Below are 14,224 nucleotides of genomic sequence, written 5' to 3' on the forward strand. Positions count from 1 at the left end.
AATCAGCGGCTAATCATAGCCTGTTGAGAACCATTTGAGAATGCTGTTGTCTCTGCATCCGGTTTCAGGGCGTTGTCCTGGGGCATCAAAGCGATATTCCACTGCGACACCGCGTCAGACAGCAGTTTGTCCTGTGTTAAGTCCTGCCAGCCGCTGGAAACCGGCTGTCCGAGGAAGCGTAACGCCGCGACTAACAGCGGCCGGGCATCGCCATCCGGCAGTGATGGCGCATGATTCTGCTTCGACAACTTATTGCCGTCGTGATTCAGCGCCAGCGGTAAATGCAGATAGTCAGGGACCGGCCAGCCAAACTGCTGATAAAGCGCAATCTGCCGCACTGTAGGCTCAATCAAATCCGCCCCGCGAACGACTTCGGTGACGCCCTGAAAATGATCGTCGACCACCACCGCCAGGTTGTAGGCAAACAGGCCATCGCGCCGGTGAATGATAAAATCTTCCTGCGCCAGTCGCGGGTCCGCCTGCACGTGGCCGCGCAACCGATCGTCAAACGCCAGGACCGGGTTATGCTGCCGCAAACGCAGGGCGGCATTCTCCGGCCCGCGCTGCCGATCGCGGCAGTAGCCATCATAGAAACCGCCGATCTGCTGAATGCGACGACGGGTACAGGTACAGAAATAACTCTGACGATGCTGCTGAAGCCAGGCCAGCGCGTCGCGGTAAGCCTGATGGCGCTGTGACTGCCACAATACCTCGCCATCCCAGGTTAACCCGTAATGTTCCAGCTGATGCAGAATACGCGAGGCTACGCCCGGCACTTCACGTGGCGGATCGATATCTTCAATCCGTACCCGCCAGATACCCTGCTGAGCACGTGCGCTCAGGTAACTGCCTAACGCAGCAATCAACGAGCCGAAATGAAGTTCACCAGACGGGGAGGGGGCGAAGCGACCAATGCAGGAGGCGGTCATAGGCGTTAAACGTGACCACGCAGCGGAAAAACCGGTTGGTGTTCCCCTGCGTGGCAACGTGCTGGACGCGGCATTAGCCGGCCATTTGTTTCTCACGAATTTCTGCTAACGTCTTACAGTCGATGCAGAGATCGGCCGTTGGACGCGCTTCGAGACGGCGGATACCGATCTCAACGCCACAGGAATCGCAATAGCCAAAGTCGTCATCTTCGACTTTCTTCAGCGTCTTCTCGATCTTTTTGATCAGTTTACGTTCGCGATCGCGGTTACGCAGCTCCAGGCTGAACTCCTCTTCCTGCGCGGCACGGTCAACCGGGTCCGGGAAGTTGGCAGCTTCATCCTGCATATGCGATACGGTACGATCGACTTCGTCCCGCAATTGATTACGCCAGGCTTCCAGAATCTTGCGAAAATGGGTCAGCTGCGCGTCGTTCATATACTCTTCGCCCGGCTTCTCCTGATAAGGCTCCACCCCAGCGATGGCGAGAATACTCAGGGACGATGTTTTACGGTTTTGCCCTTCTTGCATGTTGTTTCTCCTGGATAACACGCACTATACCCTTCGACTTTCGTCTTGCAGGTGCGTTGCTGCTAGCCTGCTGTTTGACATCTACGGGGTACATCGATCCCCCATTGGGGAAAAAAACAGGCCGCTATAAATAACAGAAGCAGTCAAGGTTGGCAATTATTCGTGAACACACCTTGACAAGCCTGTGAGGAACAGCGTAATCGGGCCTTAGCATAGAACATTCTTATCACATAAAATTGCAAAAGATATTACAAGCTTACGTTAAGCGGCGTTTTAAGAAACATGCCCGCTGCGGATAAGCCCGCCTGATACGCTAAAACCTCCACGCCTTCCCGCTGCGCCTGGACCAGTTGCTCTGCGTAAGCCACGTCAATGTGACGCGCCGGGGAAACGTCCTCAATCCCCGAGTGCAGAACGGCAAACAACAAAACGGCCCGATGACCTTCTGCCGCGACCATAGCCAGCTCGCGCAGATGTTTCTGTCCCCGAACCGTCACCGCATCCGGAAAATAACCTTTTCCTTCATGTAAAAGGGTTACGGATTTCACCTCAATATAGCAGTTGCGTCGGTCCTGCGCCTTGAGCAGAAAATCAATTCTGCTTTTTTCACTGCCATATCTCACTTCTGCCTGTCGCTGCTGATAACCGGCCAGTTCGGGCAAGCGTTGCTGATCGAGCGCTTCAGCCACCAGCTGATTGGCGCGCAGGGTATTGACGCAGATCCAGTGGCCCTGTTGTGTCTCGGTCAGCTCCCAGCTGTGCGGGTATTTTCGCGTCAGGTTGTCTGAGGTGGAGTACCAGATCCGATCGCCTGGCGTGGCGCAGCCGGTCATGGCACCGGTATTGGCGCAGTGAATCGTCAGGATCTCGCCGGAGGGGGTTTCGACATCGGCCAGAAAACGCTTGTAACGGGCGATCAAGCGAGCGGGTTTGAGGGGCGGAGAAAAATCCATAAGCGTCCTGATTAAGGCTGTAACGGCCAGCTGGCCAGCGCACGATAGCGGGTCCGGCCCTGAGCGAAGTCAGAGGCGAACAGGGAAAACTGCGCGACGCGAAAGCGCCAGTGAAAGCCGCGTGGCGGCAGGGCGACCGGCTGCGTTGCCTGTCGCAATAGCGTGATGTGCGGATGAAACGGCTGCGGGCTCTGATGACAGCCGTGGCGGGCGGCCTGCGCTCGCAACAGGCTGGCCAGTTGCAACAGACCGCGCGGCGCGCGCTGGCAGCCGAGCCACACCACGCCGGGACGTGGCCAGTGACCGGCGTCATCCAGATCAAGATCAAACGCCGGCTGTACAATGCGCGACGCCAGGGTTTGCAGCCGCTGTGCGGTCTCTGGCGTCACCTCGCCAAGAAACGCCAGCGTCAGGTGCAGATTGGCGGCGGCTACCGGGCGGCCCGCCTCGGCGGAAAAGGTATCGGCCCGCCAGCGCACCAGCTGTTGCTGCATCGCGTCAGGCAGGCTGATGGCAAAAAATAAGCGTTGGGTCGACATGGCGCTCTCCGGCAAATATCACGGATGGATGCTACAATGCGCGCCATCTTAGCACAGGCAGAAGCGGAGTTTGCTGTGAGCGATTTACCGGTCAGCGCGGTGCTGCCTGACATCCTGGCGGCACTGAGCCGCGCCTCACAAATCCTGCTGGCGGCGCCGACCGGCGCGGGCAAATCAACCTGGCTGCCGCTGCAGCTATTGCAGCAGGCGGATCTGCCAGGCCGGATCATCATGCTGGAGCCGCGTCGGCTGGCGGCGCGCAACGTGGCGCAACGGCTGGCGGAGCAACTGGGTGAGCAGCCGGGGGGCACGGTCGGTTTCCGGATGCGCGGCGAAAGCTGTGTCGGGCCGCAGACCCGGCTGGAAGTGGTCACCGAAGGGATGCTGACGCGGATGCTACAGCACGATCCGATGCTGGACGGGGTTTCGCTGGTGATCCTTGATGAGTTCCACGAGCGCAGCCTGCAGGCCGATCTGGCGCTGGCGTTGCTGCTGGATGTCCAGCAGGGGCTGCGCGACGATCTGAAGATCATGCTGATGTCAGCCACGCTGGACAATGCGCGGCTGGCGGCGCTGTTGCCAGACGCGCCGCTGATCGTGTCGGAAGGGCGCAGCTATCCGGTTGAACGGCGCTACGCGTCACTGAACACAACCGTGCGTTTCGAGGAAGCCGTGGCGCGTGAAGTGGCGCAGCTGCTGCGCGATGAGTGGGGATCGTTACTGCTGTTTTTGCCCGGCGTGGCGGAGATCGAACGGGTCAGACGCGAGCTGGAATCACGCATTAGCGATGACGTCGATCTGACGCCGCTGTATGGCGCACTGCCGCTGGCGGCGCAGCGTCGGGCGATCCTTCCTGCGGCGCAAGGACGCCGGAAAGTGGTGCTCGCCACCAATATTGCCGAGACCAGCCTGACGATAGAAGGGATCCGGCTGGTGGTCGACAGTGCGCTGGAACGCAGCGCGCTGTTTGATGCCCGCAGCGGCGTGACCCGTCTGCAGACCCAGCGCATCAGCCAGGCCTCCATGACCCAGCGCGCCGGACGTGCCGGGCGTTTAATGCCGGGCATCTGTCTGCATCTGCTGCCACAGGAGCAGGCGTCTCGCGCGGCGGCACAGAGCGAGGCGGAGATCCTGCACAGTGATTTGTCATCGCTGTGGCTCGATTTGCTGCAGTGGGGCTGTACCCAGCCGCAACAGCTACAGTGGCTTGATCTGCCTCCGGCCAGACATCTGGCGGCGGCACAGCAGCAGTTAACCCGCCTTGGCGCGCTGGACAGTCATGGACTGCTCAACACGCTGGGACGGCGGATGGCAGCGCTGGGCTGCGATCCCCGGCTGGCGGCCATGCTGTGCGCCGCCGGTCAGGATGCCGATGCGGTCGCTACTGCCGCGCTGCTGGTGGCGATTCTGGAAGATCCCCCGCGCAGCGGCAGCGCCGATCTGCGCGATGCGCTGCACCGGCCGCAACCGCAGTGGCTGCGTCGGGCGCAGCAGTGGCAGCGACGGCTTAAGGTCAGCGGCGGCCGGGTGGACGACGACCGTTTTGCCGCCTTACTGGCGGTGGGCTTCGGTGATCGGCTGGCGCGCCGGCGTGACGAGAGCGGCCGCTATCAGCTGGCCAACGGCCTGGGTGCCATGCTGGATCAGCAGGATGGTCTGACGCGCAATGCGTGGCTGATCGCTCCGGCGTTGTTACAGGGCAGCACCACGCCGGATGCGCGGATGTTGCTGGCGTTGCCGGTCGACATTGAGGCGCTGTGTCAGCAGCAGCCTGCGCTGATTGAGCGGCGGACTGAAGTCGAATGGGATGAGGAGAAGGGCACCCTGCGCACCCTGCGACGTGAGCAGATTGGCGCGCTGGTGCTGAAAACCCAGCCGCTGGCCCGTCCGGAACCGGCGGTGCTGCAGGCGGCTATTCTGCGCTGGGTGGCGGAAAAGGGGCTGTCGGTGTTGGGCTGGACGCCTCAGGCGGAGCAGCTGCGCCTGCGCATCCAGTGTGCCGCACAATGGTTGCCGGAAGAGCCGTGGCCAGCGGTCGATGACGCCGCGCTGCTCGACAGCCTGCCACAATGGTTGCTGCCGCAGATGTCCGCCGTCCGCGATCTGAAAACGCTGCAATCGGTGGACCTCGTCAACGCGCTATTACATTTACTCACATGGTCACAACGCCAGCGGCTGGATAGTGCGCTGCCAACTCATTACACTGTGCCGACCGGAAGCCGGCTGCCAATCCGCTACCATGCGGACAAGCCCCCGGCACTGGCGGTGCGGATTCAGGAGATGTTTGGCGAAGCCACTAATCCCGCCGTCGCTGAAGGCCGGGTGCCGCTGGTGCTGGAGCTGTTATCGCCGGCGCAGCGCCCGTTACAGATTACCCGCGACCTGGCGGCATTCTGGCGCGGTGCATATCCGGAGGTCCGCAAAGAGATGAAAGGGCGCTATCCTAAACATCCCTGGCCAGACGATCCGGCCACCGCCTTGCCGACAAGGCGCACCAAAAAAATGTCCCCGCAAGGTTGAGGCCGCTGGATCGAATTCAGAGGGTTCTGCCATGCGGAACACCAGAAAGCAGTTAGAGTAGCGGCGCAGCCGTAAGCTATGCCTGGAGAATAAAAGCAATGTCTGGGAACGATCGCGAACCTATTGGGCGCAAAGGTAAACCGTTGCCGCCGCGCAGCAGTGCGCGCCGGGGACGCCGCAGGGATATCGAACAGGATATCGATCAGGATGATTTTAATGATGACGAGGAGGAAGCGCCGGTGCCACGTAAAGGTAAAGGTGGAAAACCGCCGCGCGGCAAACGCCGTTGGCTGGGATGGTTAATCAAGCTGTTCCTGGTGTTTGTTGTGGTGATGGCCGCATGGGGCGTCTACCTCGACTCGGAAATTCGCAGCCGGATTGACGGAAAAGTGTGGCAACTGCCCGCTACCGTCTATGGCCGTATGGTCAGCCTGGAACCGGGTATGGCCTACAACAAAAGTGAAATGGTGGCGCTGCTCGAGGGCACCCAGTACCGCGAGGTGTCACGTATCACCCGCCCTGGCGAGTTTTCGGTTAAAGGCAATACCATTGATTTGTTGCGTCGTCCGTTCGATTTCCCCGACAGTAAAGAGGGGCAGATCCACGCGCGCATGAGTTTCAGTAAGGATGAGCTGAGCGAGATTAAAAACCTCGAAACCGGCCGTGATTTTGGTTTTTTCCGCCTCGATCCGCGGTTGATTACCATGCTGCAGTCGCCAAATGGCGAACAGCGTCTGTTTGTACCGCGCGCCGGCTTCCCGGATCTGCTGGTCGATACGCTGATTGCCACCGAGGATCGCCACTTCTACGAACATGACGGCATCAGCCCCTATTCGATTGGTCGCGCTTTCCTCGCCAACATCACCGCCGGTAAAGCGGTGCAGGGCGGCAGTACCCTGACCCAGCAGCTGGTAAAAAACCTGTTCCTCACCAACGAGCGTTCGCTGTGGCGTAAAGCGCGTGAAGCCTATATGGCGGTGATCATGGATGCGCGCTACAGCAAAGATCGCATTCTGGAACTCTATCTGAACGAAGTTTATCTCGGTCAGGCCGGCAGCGATCAGATCCGCGGTTTCCCGCTGGCCAGCCTCTACTACTTTGGTCGCCCGGTTGATGAGCTGAGCCTCGATCAGCAGGCGATGCTGGTCGGCATGGTGAAAGGAGCCTCGCTCTATAACCCATGGCGTAACCCGAAACTGGCGCTGGAACGCCGCAACCTGGTGCTGCGCCTGTTGCAGCAGCAGAAAGTGATCGACCAGGAGCTGTATGACATGCTGTCGGCGCGTCCGCTGGGCGTACAGCCTAAAGGCGGAGTCATTACGCCGCAGCCAGCCTTTATGCAGATGGTGCGTAATGAGCTGCAGGCGAAGCTCGGTGACAAGGTGAAAGATCTCTCCGGCGTGAAGATTTTCACCACCCTCGATCCGGTCTCGCAGGATGCGGCAGAAAAAGCGGTAATCGACGGCATTCCGACGCTGAAAAAACAGCGTGGCCTGAAGGATCTGGAAACCGCGATGGTAGTCGTTGACCGCTTCAGCGGCGAAGTGCGCGCCATGGTCGGCGGTGCCGATCCGCAGTATGCCGGTTATAACCGTGCGCTGCAGGCGCGTCGTTCTATCGGTTCGCTGGCAAAACCGGCCACCTATCTGACCGCGCTGAGCCAGCCGAACAGCTATCGTCTTAACAGCTGGATTGCCGATGAGCCCATCGCGCTGAAACAGCCGAATGGCAGCGTCTGGAAACCGATGAACGACGATCGTCGCTTCAGCGGGAAAGTGATGCTGGTGGATGCGCTGACCAACTCGATGAACGTGCCTACGGTTAACCTGGGGATGACGCTGGGTCTGGATGCGGTTGTCGATACCTGGAACAAGCTGGGCGTGCCGAAAGAGCAGCTGCACCCGGTGCCAGCGATGCTGCTGGGGGCGTTAAACCTGACGCCGGTTGAAGTGGCGCAGGCGTTCCAGTCGATCGCCAGCGGCGGCAACCGCGCCTCACTGTCGGCGGTGCGCTCGGTGATTGCTGAAGATGGCAGCGTGCTGTATCAGAGCTATCCGCAGGCGCAGCGCGTTGAGCCGGCTCAGGCCGCTTACCTGACGCTCTACACCATGCAGCAGGTGGCCGATCACGGTACCGCACGTGCGCTGGGCGCGCGATTCCCGAATGCACATCTGGCGGGGAAAACCGGTACCACCAACGATCTGGTCGACAGCTGGTTTGCCGGTATCGATGGCAAAGAAGTGGCGATCACCTGGGTTGGACGGGATAACAACCAGCCGACCAAACTGTACGGCGCCAGCGGGGCGATGCAGCTCTATCGTCGTTACCTCGACAACCAGGCGCCTATGCCGTTGCAGCTGACGCCACCGGAAGATGTATCGCTGATGAATATCGACTCGGCCGGTAACTTTGTCTGCGGCACCGGCAGCAGCACCTGGCGTTCGCTGCCAGTGTGGGCGCTGGACCCGAATGCGCTGTGTCAGCAACAGCAACAACAGGTTCAGCAGCAGCAACAGCTGTTTGATCAACAGCAACAGCAGCAGCAGCAACCTTCCCAGCAACCGCAGGAGCAGAAAGAGAGCGACGGCGTAGCGGGATGGATAAAAGATATGTTTGGTAAATAATTTTACAGACTGGTTAAAAAGGGCGCTTCGGCGCCCTTTTTTTGTGCCTGATCAATACCGGTTAATCGCGCTGCAAACGGCGTCACGCCTGGGATTTATCCTTGCAGTCGCGACATCGTTTCGCATATTATTCGACCGTTATAATAATCATTATCGTTTCGATTCGCCTGCACATCCTTCATAGCTAAGAGACACCTTTATGAATGCGCGAACGACTTCAGTTTGTTGTACTAAGAAACACTTTTACCGCCAGCCTTTGGCAATAATGATTGCGCTGGCGCTGACCAGCCTGAGCAGCAACCTGTTCGCGGAAGAGACCCTGGTGGTGTCAGCAGACGGCGGCGCTGGCGTGGCGGGCGAAAGCGCATGGGGACCTGCGCCGACCATTGCGGCGAAACAGAGTGCCACCGGCACCAAAACCGATACGCCGATTGAAAAAAATCCGCAGTCGGTTTCCGTAGTGACGCGTGAAGAGATGGAGATGCGTAACGTCACCAGCGTCAAAGGGGCGTTTAACTATACGCCTGGCGTGCTGACCGGGAACCGCGGCAGCTCTGACGTGATTGATGCGCTGTCGATTCGCGGCTTTAGCGAAACCAATACCAACCAGTATCTGGATGGCCTGAAACTGCAGGGCGATAACTACTCTGAGTTCGCTATCGATCCTTACTTCCTGGAGCGCGCGGAGCTGCTGCGCGGGCCGGTCTCGGTGCTATACGGCAAGAGCAACCCTGGCGGGGTCGTCGCGCTGGTCAGCAAGCGGCCGGTGCAGGAAACGCTGCGTGAAGTTCAGTTTCAGATGGGTAACGATAACCTGTTCTCGACCGGCTTTGACTTTGGTGGCGCGCTGGATGATGACGGCGTCTACAGCTACCGTCTGACCGGCCAGGCGCGCAGTCAGGATGCGCAGCAGGCAATGAACAAAGAGAAGCGTTACACCCTCGCCCCGGCATTCAGCTGGCGTCCGGATGATCGCACCCGCGTTGATCTGCTGACCTATTTCCAGAACGAGCCTGAAACCGGCTATTACGGCTGGCTGCCGCGTCAGGGCACGGTAGTGCCGATTACCCGTGCCGACGGCAGCGAGTACAAGCTGCCGACCAATTTTGATGAAGGCGAACAGAGCAATAAGATTTCGCGTAACACCAAAATGGTCGGCTATAACGCCGAGCACAGCTTTAACGATACCTGGACGGTGCGCCAGAACCTGCGCTATGCCGACCTGCGTACCGATTACCGCAGTATTTATGGCAACGGCTTCCTGCCGGAAACCCAGCAAATCACGCGCGGTTCGGCGGTCTCTGAAGAGAAGCTCAATCAGTTTGCGGTCGATACCCAGGCGCAGGCGAAATTCGCCACCGGCCAGCTCGATCATACGCTGTTGCTGGGGGTGGACTTCCAGCGAACCCGTAACGATATTGATGCCCAGTTTGGTATGGCTTCCAGTCTGAATGCGATCAATCCGCAATATGGCAACGACAGCGTGACGCCCTATGACCAGCCTTATCAACATCTGGATAAGCAGCGTCAGACCGGTTTATATCTGCAGGATCAGATGGAGTGGGATCGCTGGGTACTGACCCTTGGTGGCCGCTATGATTACGCCATGAACTCCGTCTACGATCGGGTGACGAAGAGTGTCGATCGGCAAAACGATCAGGCCTTCACCTGGCGCGGCGGCCTGAATTATGTGTTTGATAACGGCATCGCGCCTTACTTCAGCTACAGCGAAGCCTTTATTCCTAATGCCGGTTCAACGTTAAACGGCGAAGCCTTTGACCCGTCGCGGGCTAAGCAGTATGAAGCTGGCGTGAAATACGTACCGAAAGATCGTCCGGTCGTGCTCACCGCCGCGGTTTATCAGCTGACCAAAACCAAAAACCTGACCGCCGATCCTGACAACGTTCTCTTTAGCGTACAGGGTGGTGAAATCCGGTCGCGCGGTGTCGAACTGGAAGCCAAAGCGGCGCTCAACGCTAACGTCAACCTGACCGCGTCATACACCTACACCGATGCGGAATATACCGAAGACACGTTGCTGAAAGGCAAAACGCCAGTACAGGTACCGAAGCATATGGCCTCCTTGTGGAGTGATTACACCTTCCACGAAACCGCCCTGTCAGGGGTGACAATCGGCGCCGGAGTTCGTTACGTGGGGGAAAGCCAGGGGCTGTATGCTGAGACCCCAGCTAATACCGCTGCTGGACTCTCGAACCAGAACTTTAAGGTTGCCGGTTACACCACGGTCGACGCCGCGCTGAAATATGATCTCGCTCGCTTCGGTTTGCCCGGTTCGTCAGTCGGCGTCAACGTCAACAACCTGTTTGACCGCGAGTATGTTGCCAGCTGCTATCGTGACTACGCCTGTTACTGGGGCGCGGAACGCCAGATTGTCGGCACCGCCACCTTCAGATTTTGATTTAGCCGGGCGCTGCGGCGCCCGTTCACAGGGATTACCATGTCGTATCCGCACGCAGAAGACGTGACCTTTGCCCTGGATAACGCCAGCTTCCAGGTGCCGGGCCGTACCCTCCTTCAACCGCTGTCGCTGACCTTTCCGCCAGGCAAGGTCACCGCGCTGATCGGCCATAACGGCTCAGGCAAATCGACGCTGCTGAAAATGCTGGGTCGGCATCATCGCGCCAGCGCCGGACAGGTGCTGCTCAACCAGCAGCCGGTTGATCGCTGGAACAGCAAGGCCTTTGCCCGTCAGGTCGCCTATCTGCCGCAACAGTTGCCCGCCGCGGAAGGGATGACGGTTCGCGAGCTGGTGGCGATTGGTCGTTACCCGTGGCACGGTGCGCTGGGGCGCTTTGGTCAGGAAGATCGCGATCGGGTGGATGACGCCATCGCACGGGTCGGACTGAACGCGTTTGCCGGGCGTCTGGTCGACAGCCTGTCGGGCGGCGAGCGTCAGCGCGCCTGGCTGGCGATGATGGTGGCGCAGAATAGCCGCTGTCTGTTGCTGGATGAGCCGACTTCCGCGCTGGATATCGCCCATCAGGTTGAGGTGCTGGCGCTGATTCAGACGCTAAGCCGTGAGCGTGGGCTGACCGTCATCGCGGTGCTGCACGATATCAACATGGCGGCGCGCTACTGCGATCATCTGGTGGCGCTGCGTCAGGGTGCACTGATCGCCGAAGGCGGGCCAGAGACGATGATGCAGGCTGAGGTGCTCGGGACGATATATGGCATCCCGATGGGCATTTTACCGCACCCGCAGGGCGGTGCCCCGGTCAGTTTTGTCTACTAAGGATGGCTTCATGCCCGATCTGTTACGCCGTCGGCTGATGCTGGCACTGGCGGCTGCCCCGTTGCTCCGCAGCCTGCCGCTGCAGGCCGCCACGCCCGACCTGTCGCGCATTATTGCCCTGGAGTGGTTACCCACCGAACTGCTGCTGGCGCTTGGCGTTACGCCCTATGGGGTCGCGGATCTCCACAATTACAACATCTGGGTCGGTGAGCCGTCACTGCCCGCCGGTGTGGTTGACGTCGGCCTGCGCACCGAACCGAACCTTGAGCTGATGGCGCAGATGCAGCCTTCGCTGATCCTCTGCTCCAATGGCTACGGCCCTTCAAAAGAGAAACTGATGCGCATCGCGCCGATTATGGGGTTCGACCTCAACAGCGGTGATGGTAAACCGTTCAGCACCGCGCGCGCCTCGTTACGTCAGCTGGCTGCGCAGCTGGGGCTGAGCCGCAGGGCAGAGCAGCACCTGCGCGCGGTCGACAGCGAGCTGGCCGCAGCGCGTCAGCGTCTGGCACCTTACGCCGGGCGGACGCTGCTGCTGATGTCGCTGCTCGACAGCCGTCATGCTATCACCTTCGGTAAAAACAGCCTGTTTCTTGAAATCATGACCCTGCTGGGCCTGAAGAATGGCTGGCAGGGCGAAACTAACTTCTGGGGCAGTGCGGTGGTTGGGATCGAACAACTGGCCCCGCTGGGCGATGTGGATGTCATCTGCTTTGATCATGATAACGAGGCAGATATGCAGCAGCTGATGCGCAGCCCGCTGTGGCAGTCGCTGCCGTTTGTGCGTGCCGGACGCTTTCAGCGCGTACCGGCGGTCTGGTATTACGGTGCAACGCTGTCGGCGCTGCACTTTGTTCGCGTGCTGGAACGCGCGCTGGAGACGCACTGATGCGCCATGCTCTGTTCCCTGCGGCGCTGCTCAGCCTGCTGTTTCTGCTGGCGCTTGGCCTGACGCTGGTTAACCTGCAGCAGGCGTTACCGCTGGCGCAGTGGTCACAGGCGCTGTGGTCGCCTGCCACCGATAACGTATCGCAGATGGTATTTCACTACAGCCTGCTGCCAAGGCTGGTGCTGGCACTGCTGGTGGGGGCCGGGCTGGGATTAGCAGGCTTGCTGTTTCAGCAGGTGCTGCGTAATCCGCTGGCCGAACCGACCACGCTGGGCGTCTCATCTGGCGCACAGCTCGGCATCACCGTGGCGACCCTGTGGCAGTTGCCCGGCGGCGCGGTGACCCAGCAGTTTGCTGCCCTGATCGGGGCGGTGGTGGTTGGCGTGCTGGTGTTTGGCGTGGCGTGGCGCAAACGTCTGTCGCCGGTCACCCTGATTCTGGCTGGCCTGGTGCTGAGTCTCTACAGCGGCGCGGTGAACCAGATTTTCGCCATCTTCAATCACGACCAGTTGCAGAACATGTTCCTGTGGAGCACCGGTGCGCTGAATCAGATGAGCTGGGAAAACGTGCTGCAACTCTGGCCGCGTCTGCTGCTGGCGCTGTTGCTGACGCTGGCACTGCTGCGTCCGCTGACGCTGATGGGGCTGGATGATGGCGTGGCAAAAAATCTGGGACTGGCGCTGTCGCTGGCGCGAATTGGCGGCCTGACCCTGGCGATCCTGCTCAGCGCACAGCTGGTTAATGCCGCCGGTATTATCGGCTTTATCGGGCTGTTTGCGCCGCTGCTGGCGAAGCTGCTGGGTGGCCGGCGGTTACTCAGCCGCATGCTGCTGGCACCGCTGATCGGCGCGCTACTGCTGTGGCTGGCGGATGGGTGCGTGCAGTGGCTAAGCGTTCACTGGCGCGAGATTCCGACCGGTACCGCCACCGCGCTGCTGGGGGTGCCGATTCTGCTGTGGCTGCTGCCGCGGCTGCGTACCGGTTCGGTGCCACCGGCGCTGGATCAGGGGGATAACGTTCCGGCCGAGCGCCAGCATCTGCTGCGCTGGGTGCTGACTGGCCTGCTGGCGCTGGCGCTGCTGGCGTGGGGCGGCCTGGCGTTTGGCCGCAATGCCCAGGGCTGGATCTGGTCTGCGGGCGATATGCTCCATCAGCTGCTGCCGTGGCGCGCGCCGCGGGTACTGGCCGCGCTGGTGACCGGCCTGATGCTGGGCGTAGCGGGCAGCCTGATCCAGCGGCTGACCGGCAATCCGATGGCCAGCCCGGAAGTGCTTGGCATCAGTTCCGGTGCCGCCTGTGGTGTGGTGGTGATGATGTTCCTGGTGCCCGGCGATGCGCTGATGTGGCTGCTGCCAGCCGGCGCAATCGGCGCGGCGCTGACCCTGATGGTGATTATGCTGGTGGCCAGCCGTGGCGGTTTTTCACCGGAGCGGATGCTGCTGGCGGGGATGGCGCTGAACAGCGCCTTTGTCACGCTGCTGATGCTGCTGCTGGCCAGTGGCGATCCGCGCATGGGCGGCCTGCTGAGCTGGATCTCCGGCTCAACCTACAATATCAGTGCCAGCCAGGCGATACAGAGCGCTGGCTGCGCGCTGCTGCTGGTGGCGCTGGCTCCGCTGGCCAGCCGCTGGCTGACGCTGCTGCCGCTCGGCAGTGCCACGGCACGCTCAGCTGGCATGGCGTTAACCCCGGCCCGCCTCAGCCTGCTGCTGCTGGCAGCCGCGCTGACGGCCAGCGCCACGCTGACCATCGGCCCGCTGAGTTTTGTCGGATTGATGGCACCACATATGGCACGGATGCTGGGCTTCCGTCGGGCATTACCGCAGTTGCTGCTGTCAGGCTTGCTTGGGGCGGGACTGATGGTGCTGGCGGACTGGTGCGGGAGGATGCTGGCGTTTCCGGATCAGATTCCGGCCGGGCTGATGGCGACCTTTCTCGGCGCGCCTTACTTCATCTGGCTGCTGCGACGTTCAGGCTAAAAAAGACCG

10 protein-coding genes are annotated in these 14,224 nt (G+C 60.5%); 6 read left to right on the forward strand and 4 right to left on the reverse strand.

Annotated features, from left to right (window positions below; all coding sequences use genetic code 11):
- Positions 1-2 precede the first annotated feature (2 nt).
- From gluQRS to thpR, 4 genes are all read right to left on the reverse strand, one after another.
- Positions 3-929, reverse strand: coding sequence for a tRNA glutamyl-Q(34) synthetase GluQRS (gene gluQRS / locus AABB92_RS15825; RefSeq protein WP_046289200.1), 927 nt, complete (start codon positions 927-929; stop codon positions 3-5).
- A gap of 73 nt (positions 930-1,002) precedes the next feature.
- On the reverse strand, positions 1,003-1,458 hold the full coding sequence (gene dksA / locus AABB92_RS15830; protein WP_031375735.1) for an RNA polymerase-binding protein DksA: 456 nt from the start codon (positions 1,456-1,458) through the stop codon (positions 1,003-1,005).
- Positions 1,459-1,706: 248 nt separating this feature from the next.
- Positions 1,707-2,411: a DNA/RNA nuclease SfsA gene (gene sfsA / locus AABB92_RS15835; RefSeq protein ID WP_031375734.1), complete on the reverse strand. Its 705-nt coding sequence runs from the start codon at positions 2,409-2,411 to the stop codon at positions 1,707-1,709.
- A gap of 11 nt (positions 2,412-2,422) precedes the next feature.
- Positions 2,423-2,950, reverse strand: a complete 528-nt coding sequence (gene thpR / locus AABB92_RS15840) for an RNA 2',3'-cyclic phosphodiesterase (protein WP_046289201.1) — start codon at positions 2,948-2,950, stop codon at positions 2,423-2,425.
- Between the two features lie 36 nt (positions 2,951-2,986).
- Here thpR and hrpB point away from each other — a divergent pair, with 36 nt between their 5' ends.
- The 6 genes from hrpB to fhuB all read left to right on the forward strand — a co-directional run bounded on the left by hrpB (position 2,987) and on the right by fhuB (position 14,215).
- Entirely contained in the window at positions 2,987-5,470 is a 2,484-nt protein-coding gene (hrpB, locus tag AABB92_RS15845; RefSeq protein ID WP_046289202.1) for an ATP-dependent helicase HrpB, read from the forward strand.
- A gap of 98 nt (positions 5,471-5,568) precedes the next feature.
- The gene (mrcB, locus tag AABB92_RS15850) at positions 5,569-8,094 is read left to right on the forward strand and encodes a bifunctional glycosyl transferase/transpeptidase (RefSeq protein WP_046289203.1); all 2,526 of its coding nucleotides are present in this window, start codon (positions 5,569-5,571) and stop codon (positions 8,092-8,094) included.
- Positions 8,095-8,293: 199 nt separating this feature from the next.
- Complete coding sequence (gene fhuA, locus AABB92_RS15855) at positions 8,294-10,513, forward strand: ferrichrome porin FhuA (RefSeq protein ID WP_031374707.1); 2,220 nt, start codon at positions 8,294-8,296, stop codon at positions 10,511-10,513.
- Between the two features lie 39 nt (positions 10,514-10,552).
- Entirely contained in the window at positions 10,553-11,347 is a 795-nt protein-coding gene (gene fhuC, locus AABB92_RS15860) for a Fe3+-hydroxamate ABC transporter ATP-binding protein FhuC (RefSeq protein WP_031374708.1), read from the forward strand.
- A gap of 10 nt (positions 11,348-11,357) precedes the next feature.
- The gene (gene fhuD / locus AABB92_RS15865) at positions 11,358-12,236 is read left to right on the forward strand and encodes a Fe(3+)-hydroxamate ABC transporter substrate-binding protein FhuD (RefSeq protein WP_046289204.1); all 879 of its coding nucleotides are present in this window, start codon (positions 11,358-11,360) and stop codon (positions 12,234-12,236) included.
- The gene (fhuB, locus tag AABB92_RS15870) at positions 12,236-14,215 is read left to right on the forward strand and encodes a Fe(3+)-hydroxamate ABC transporter permease FhuB (protein WP_046289205.1); all 1,980 of its coding nucleotides are present in this window, start codon (positions 12,236-12,238) and stop codon (positions 14,213-14,215) included. Before fhuD ends, fhuB begins: the two co-directional genes overlap by 1 nt.
- Positions 14,216-14,224 lie beyond the last annotated feature (9 nt).

This window comes from Pantoea brenneri (assembly GCF_038594305.1).
GTDB classification, from domain to species: Bacteria; Pseudomonadota; Gammaproteobacteria; order Enterobacterales; family Enterobacteriaceae; genus Pantoea; species Pantoea brenneri.

What these genes read in the sequence shown, in the direction of transcription:
- gluQRS (WP_046289200.1), bottom strand. Translation starts at nt 929, where the DNA reads ATGACCGCCTCCTGCATTGGTCGCTTCGCCCCCTCCCCGTCTGGTGAA.
- dksA (WP_031375735.1), bottom strand. Translation starts at nt 1,458, where the DNA reads ATGCAAGAAGGGCAAAACCGTAAAACATCGTCCCTGAGTATTCTCGCC.
- sfsA (WP_031375734.1), bottom strand. Translation starts at nt 2,411, where the DNA reads ATGGATTTTTCTCCGCCCCTCAAACCCGCTCGCTTGATCGCCCGTTAC.
- thpR (WP_046289201.1), bottom strand. Translation starts at nt 2,950, where the DNA reads ATGTCGACCCAACGCTTATTTTTTGCCATCAGCCTGCCTGACGCGATG.
- hrpB (WP_046289202.1), top strand. Translation starts at nt 2,987, where the DNA reads ATGCGCGCCATCTTAGCACAGGCAGAAGCGGAGTTTGCTGTGAGCGAT.
- mrcB (WP_046289203.1), top strand. Translation starts at nt 5,569, where the DNA reads ATGTCTGGGAACGATCGCGAACCTATTGGGCGCAAAGGTAAACCGTTG.
- fhuA (WP_031374707.1), top strand. Translation starts at nt 8,294, where the DNA reads ATGAATGCGCGAACGACTTCAGTTTGTTGTACTAAGAAACACTTTTAC.
- fhuC (WP_031374708.1), top strand. Translation starts at nt 10,553, where the DNA reads ATGTCGTATCCGCACGCAGAAGACGTGACCTTTGCCCTGGATAACGCC.
- fhuD (WP_046289204.1), top strand. Translation starts at nt 11,358, where the DNA reads ATGCCCGATCTGTTACGCCGTCGGCTGATGCTGGCACTGGCGGCTGCC.
- fhuB (WP_046289205.1), top strand. Translation starts at nt 12,236, where the DNA reads ATGCGCCATGCTCTGTTCCCTGCGGCGCTGCTCAGCCTGCTGTTTCTG.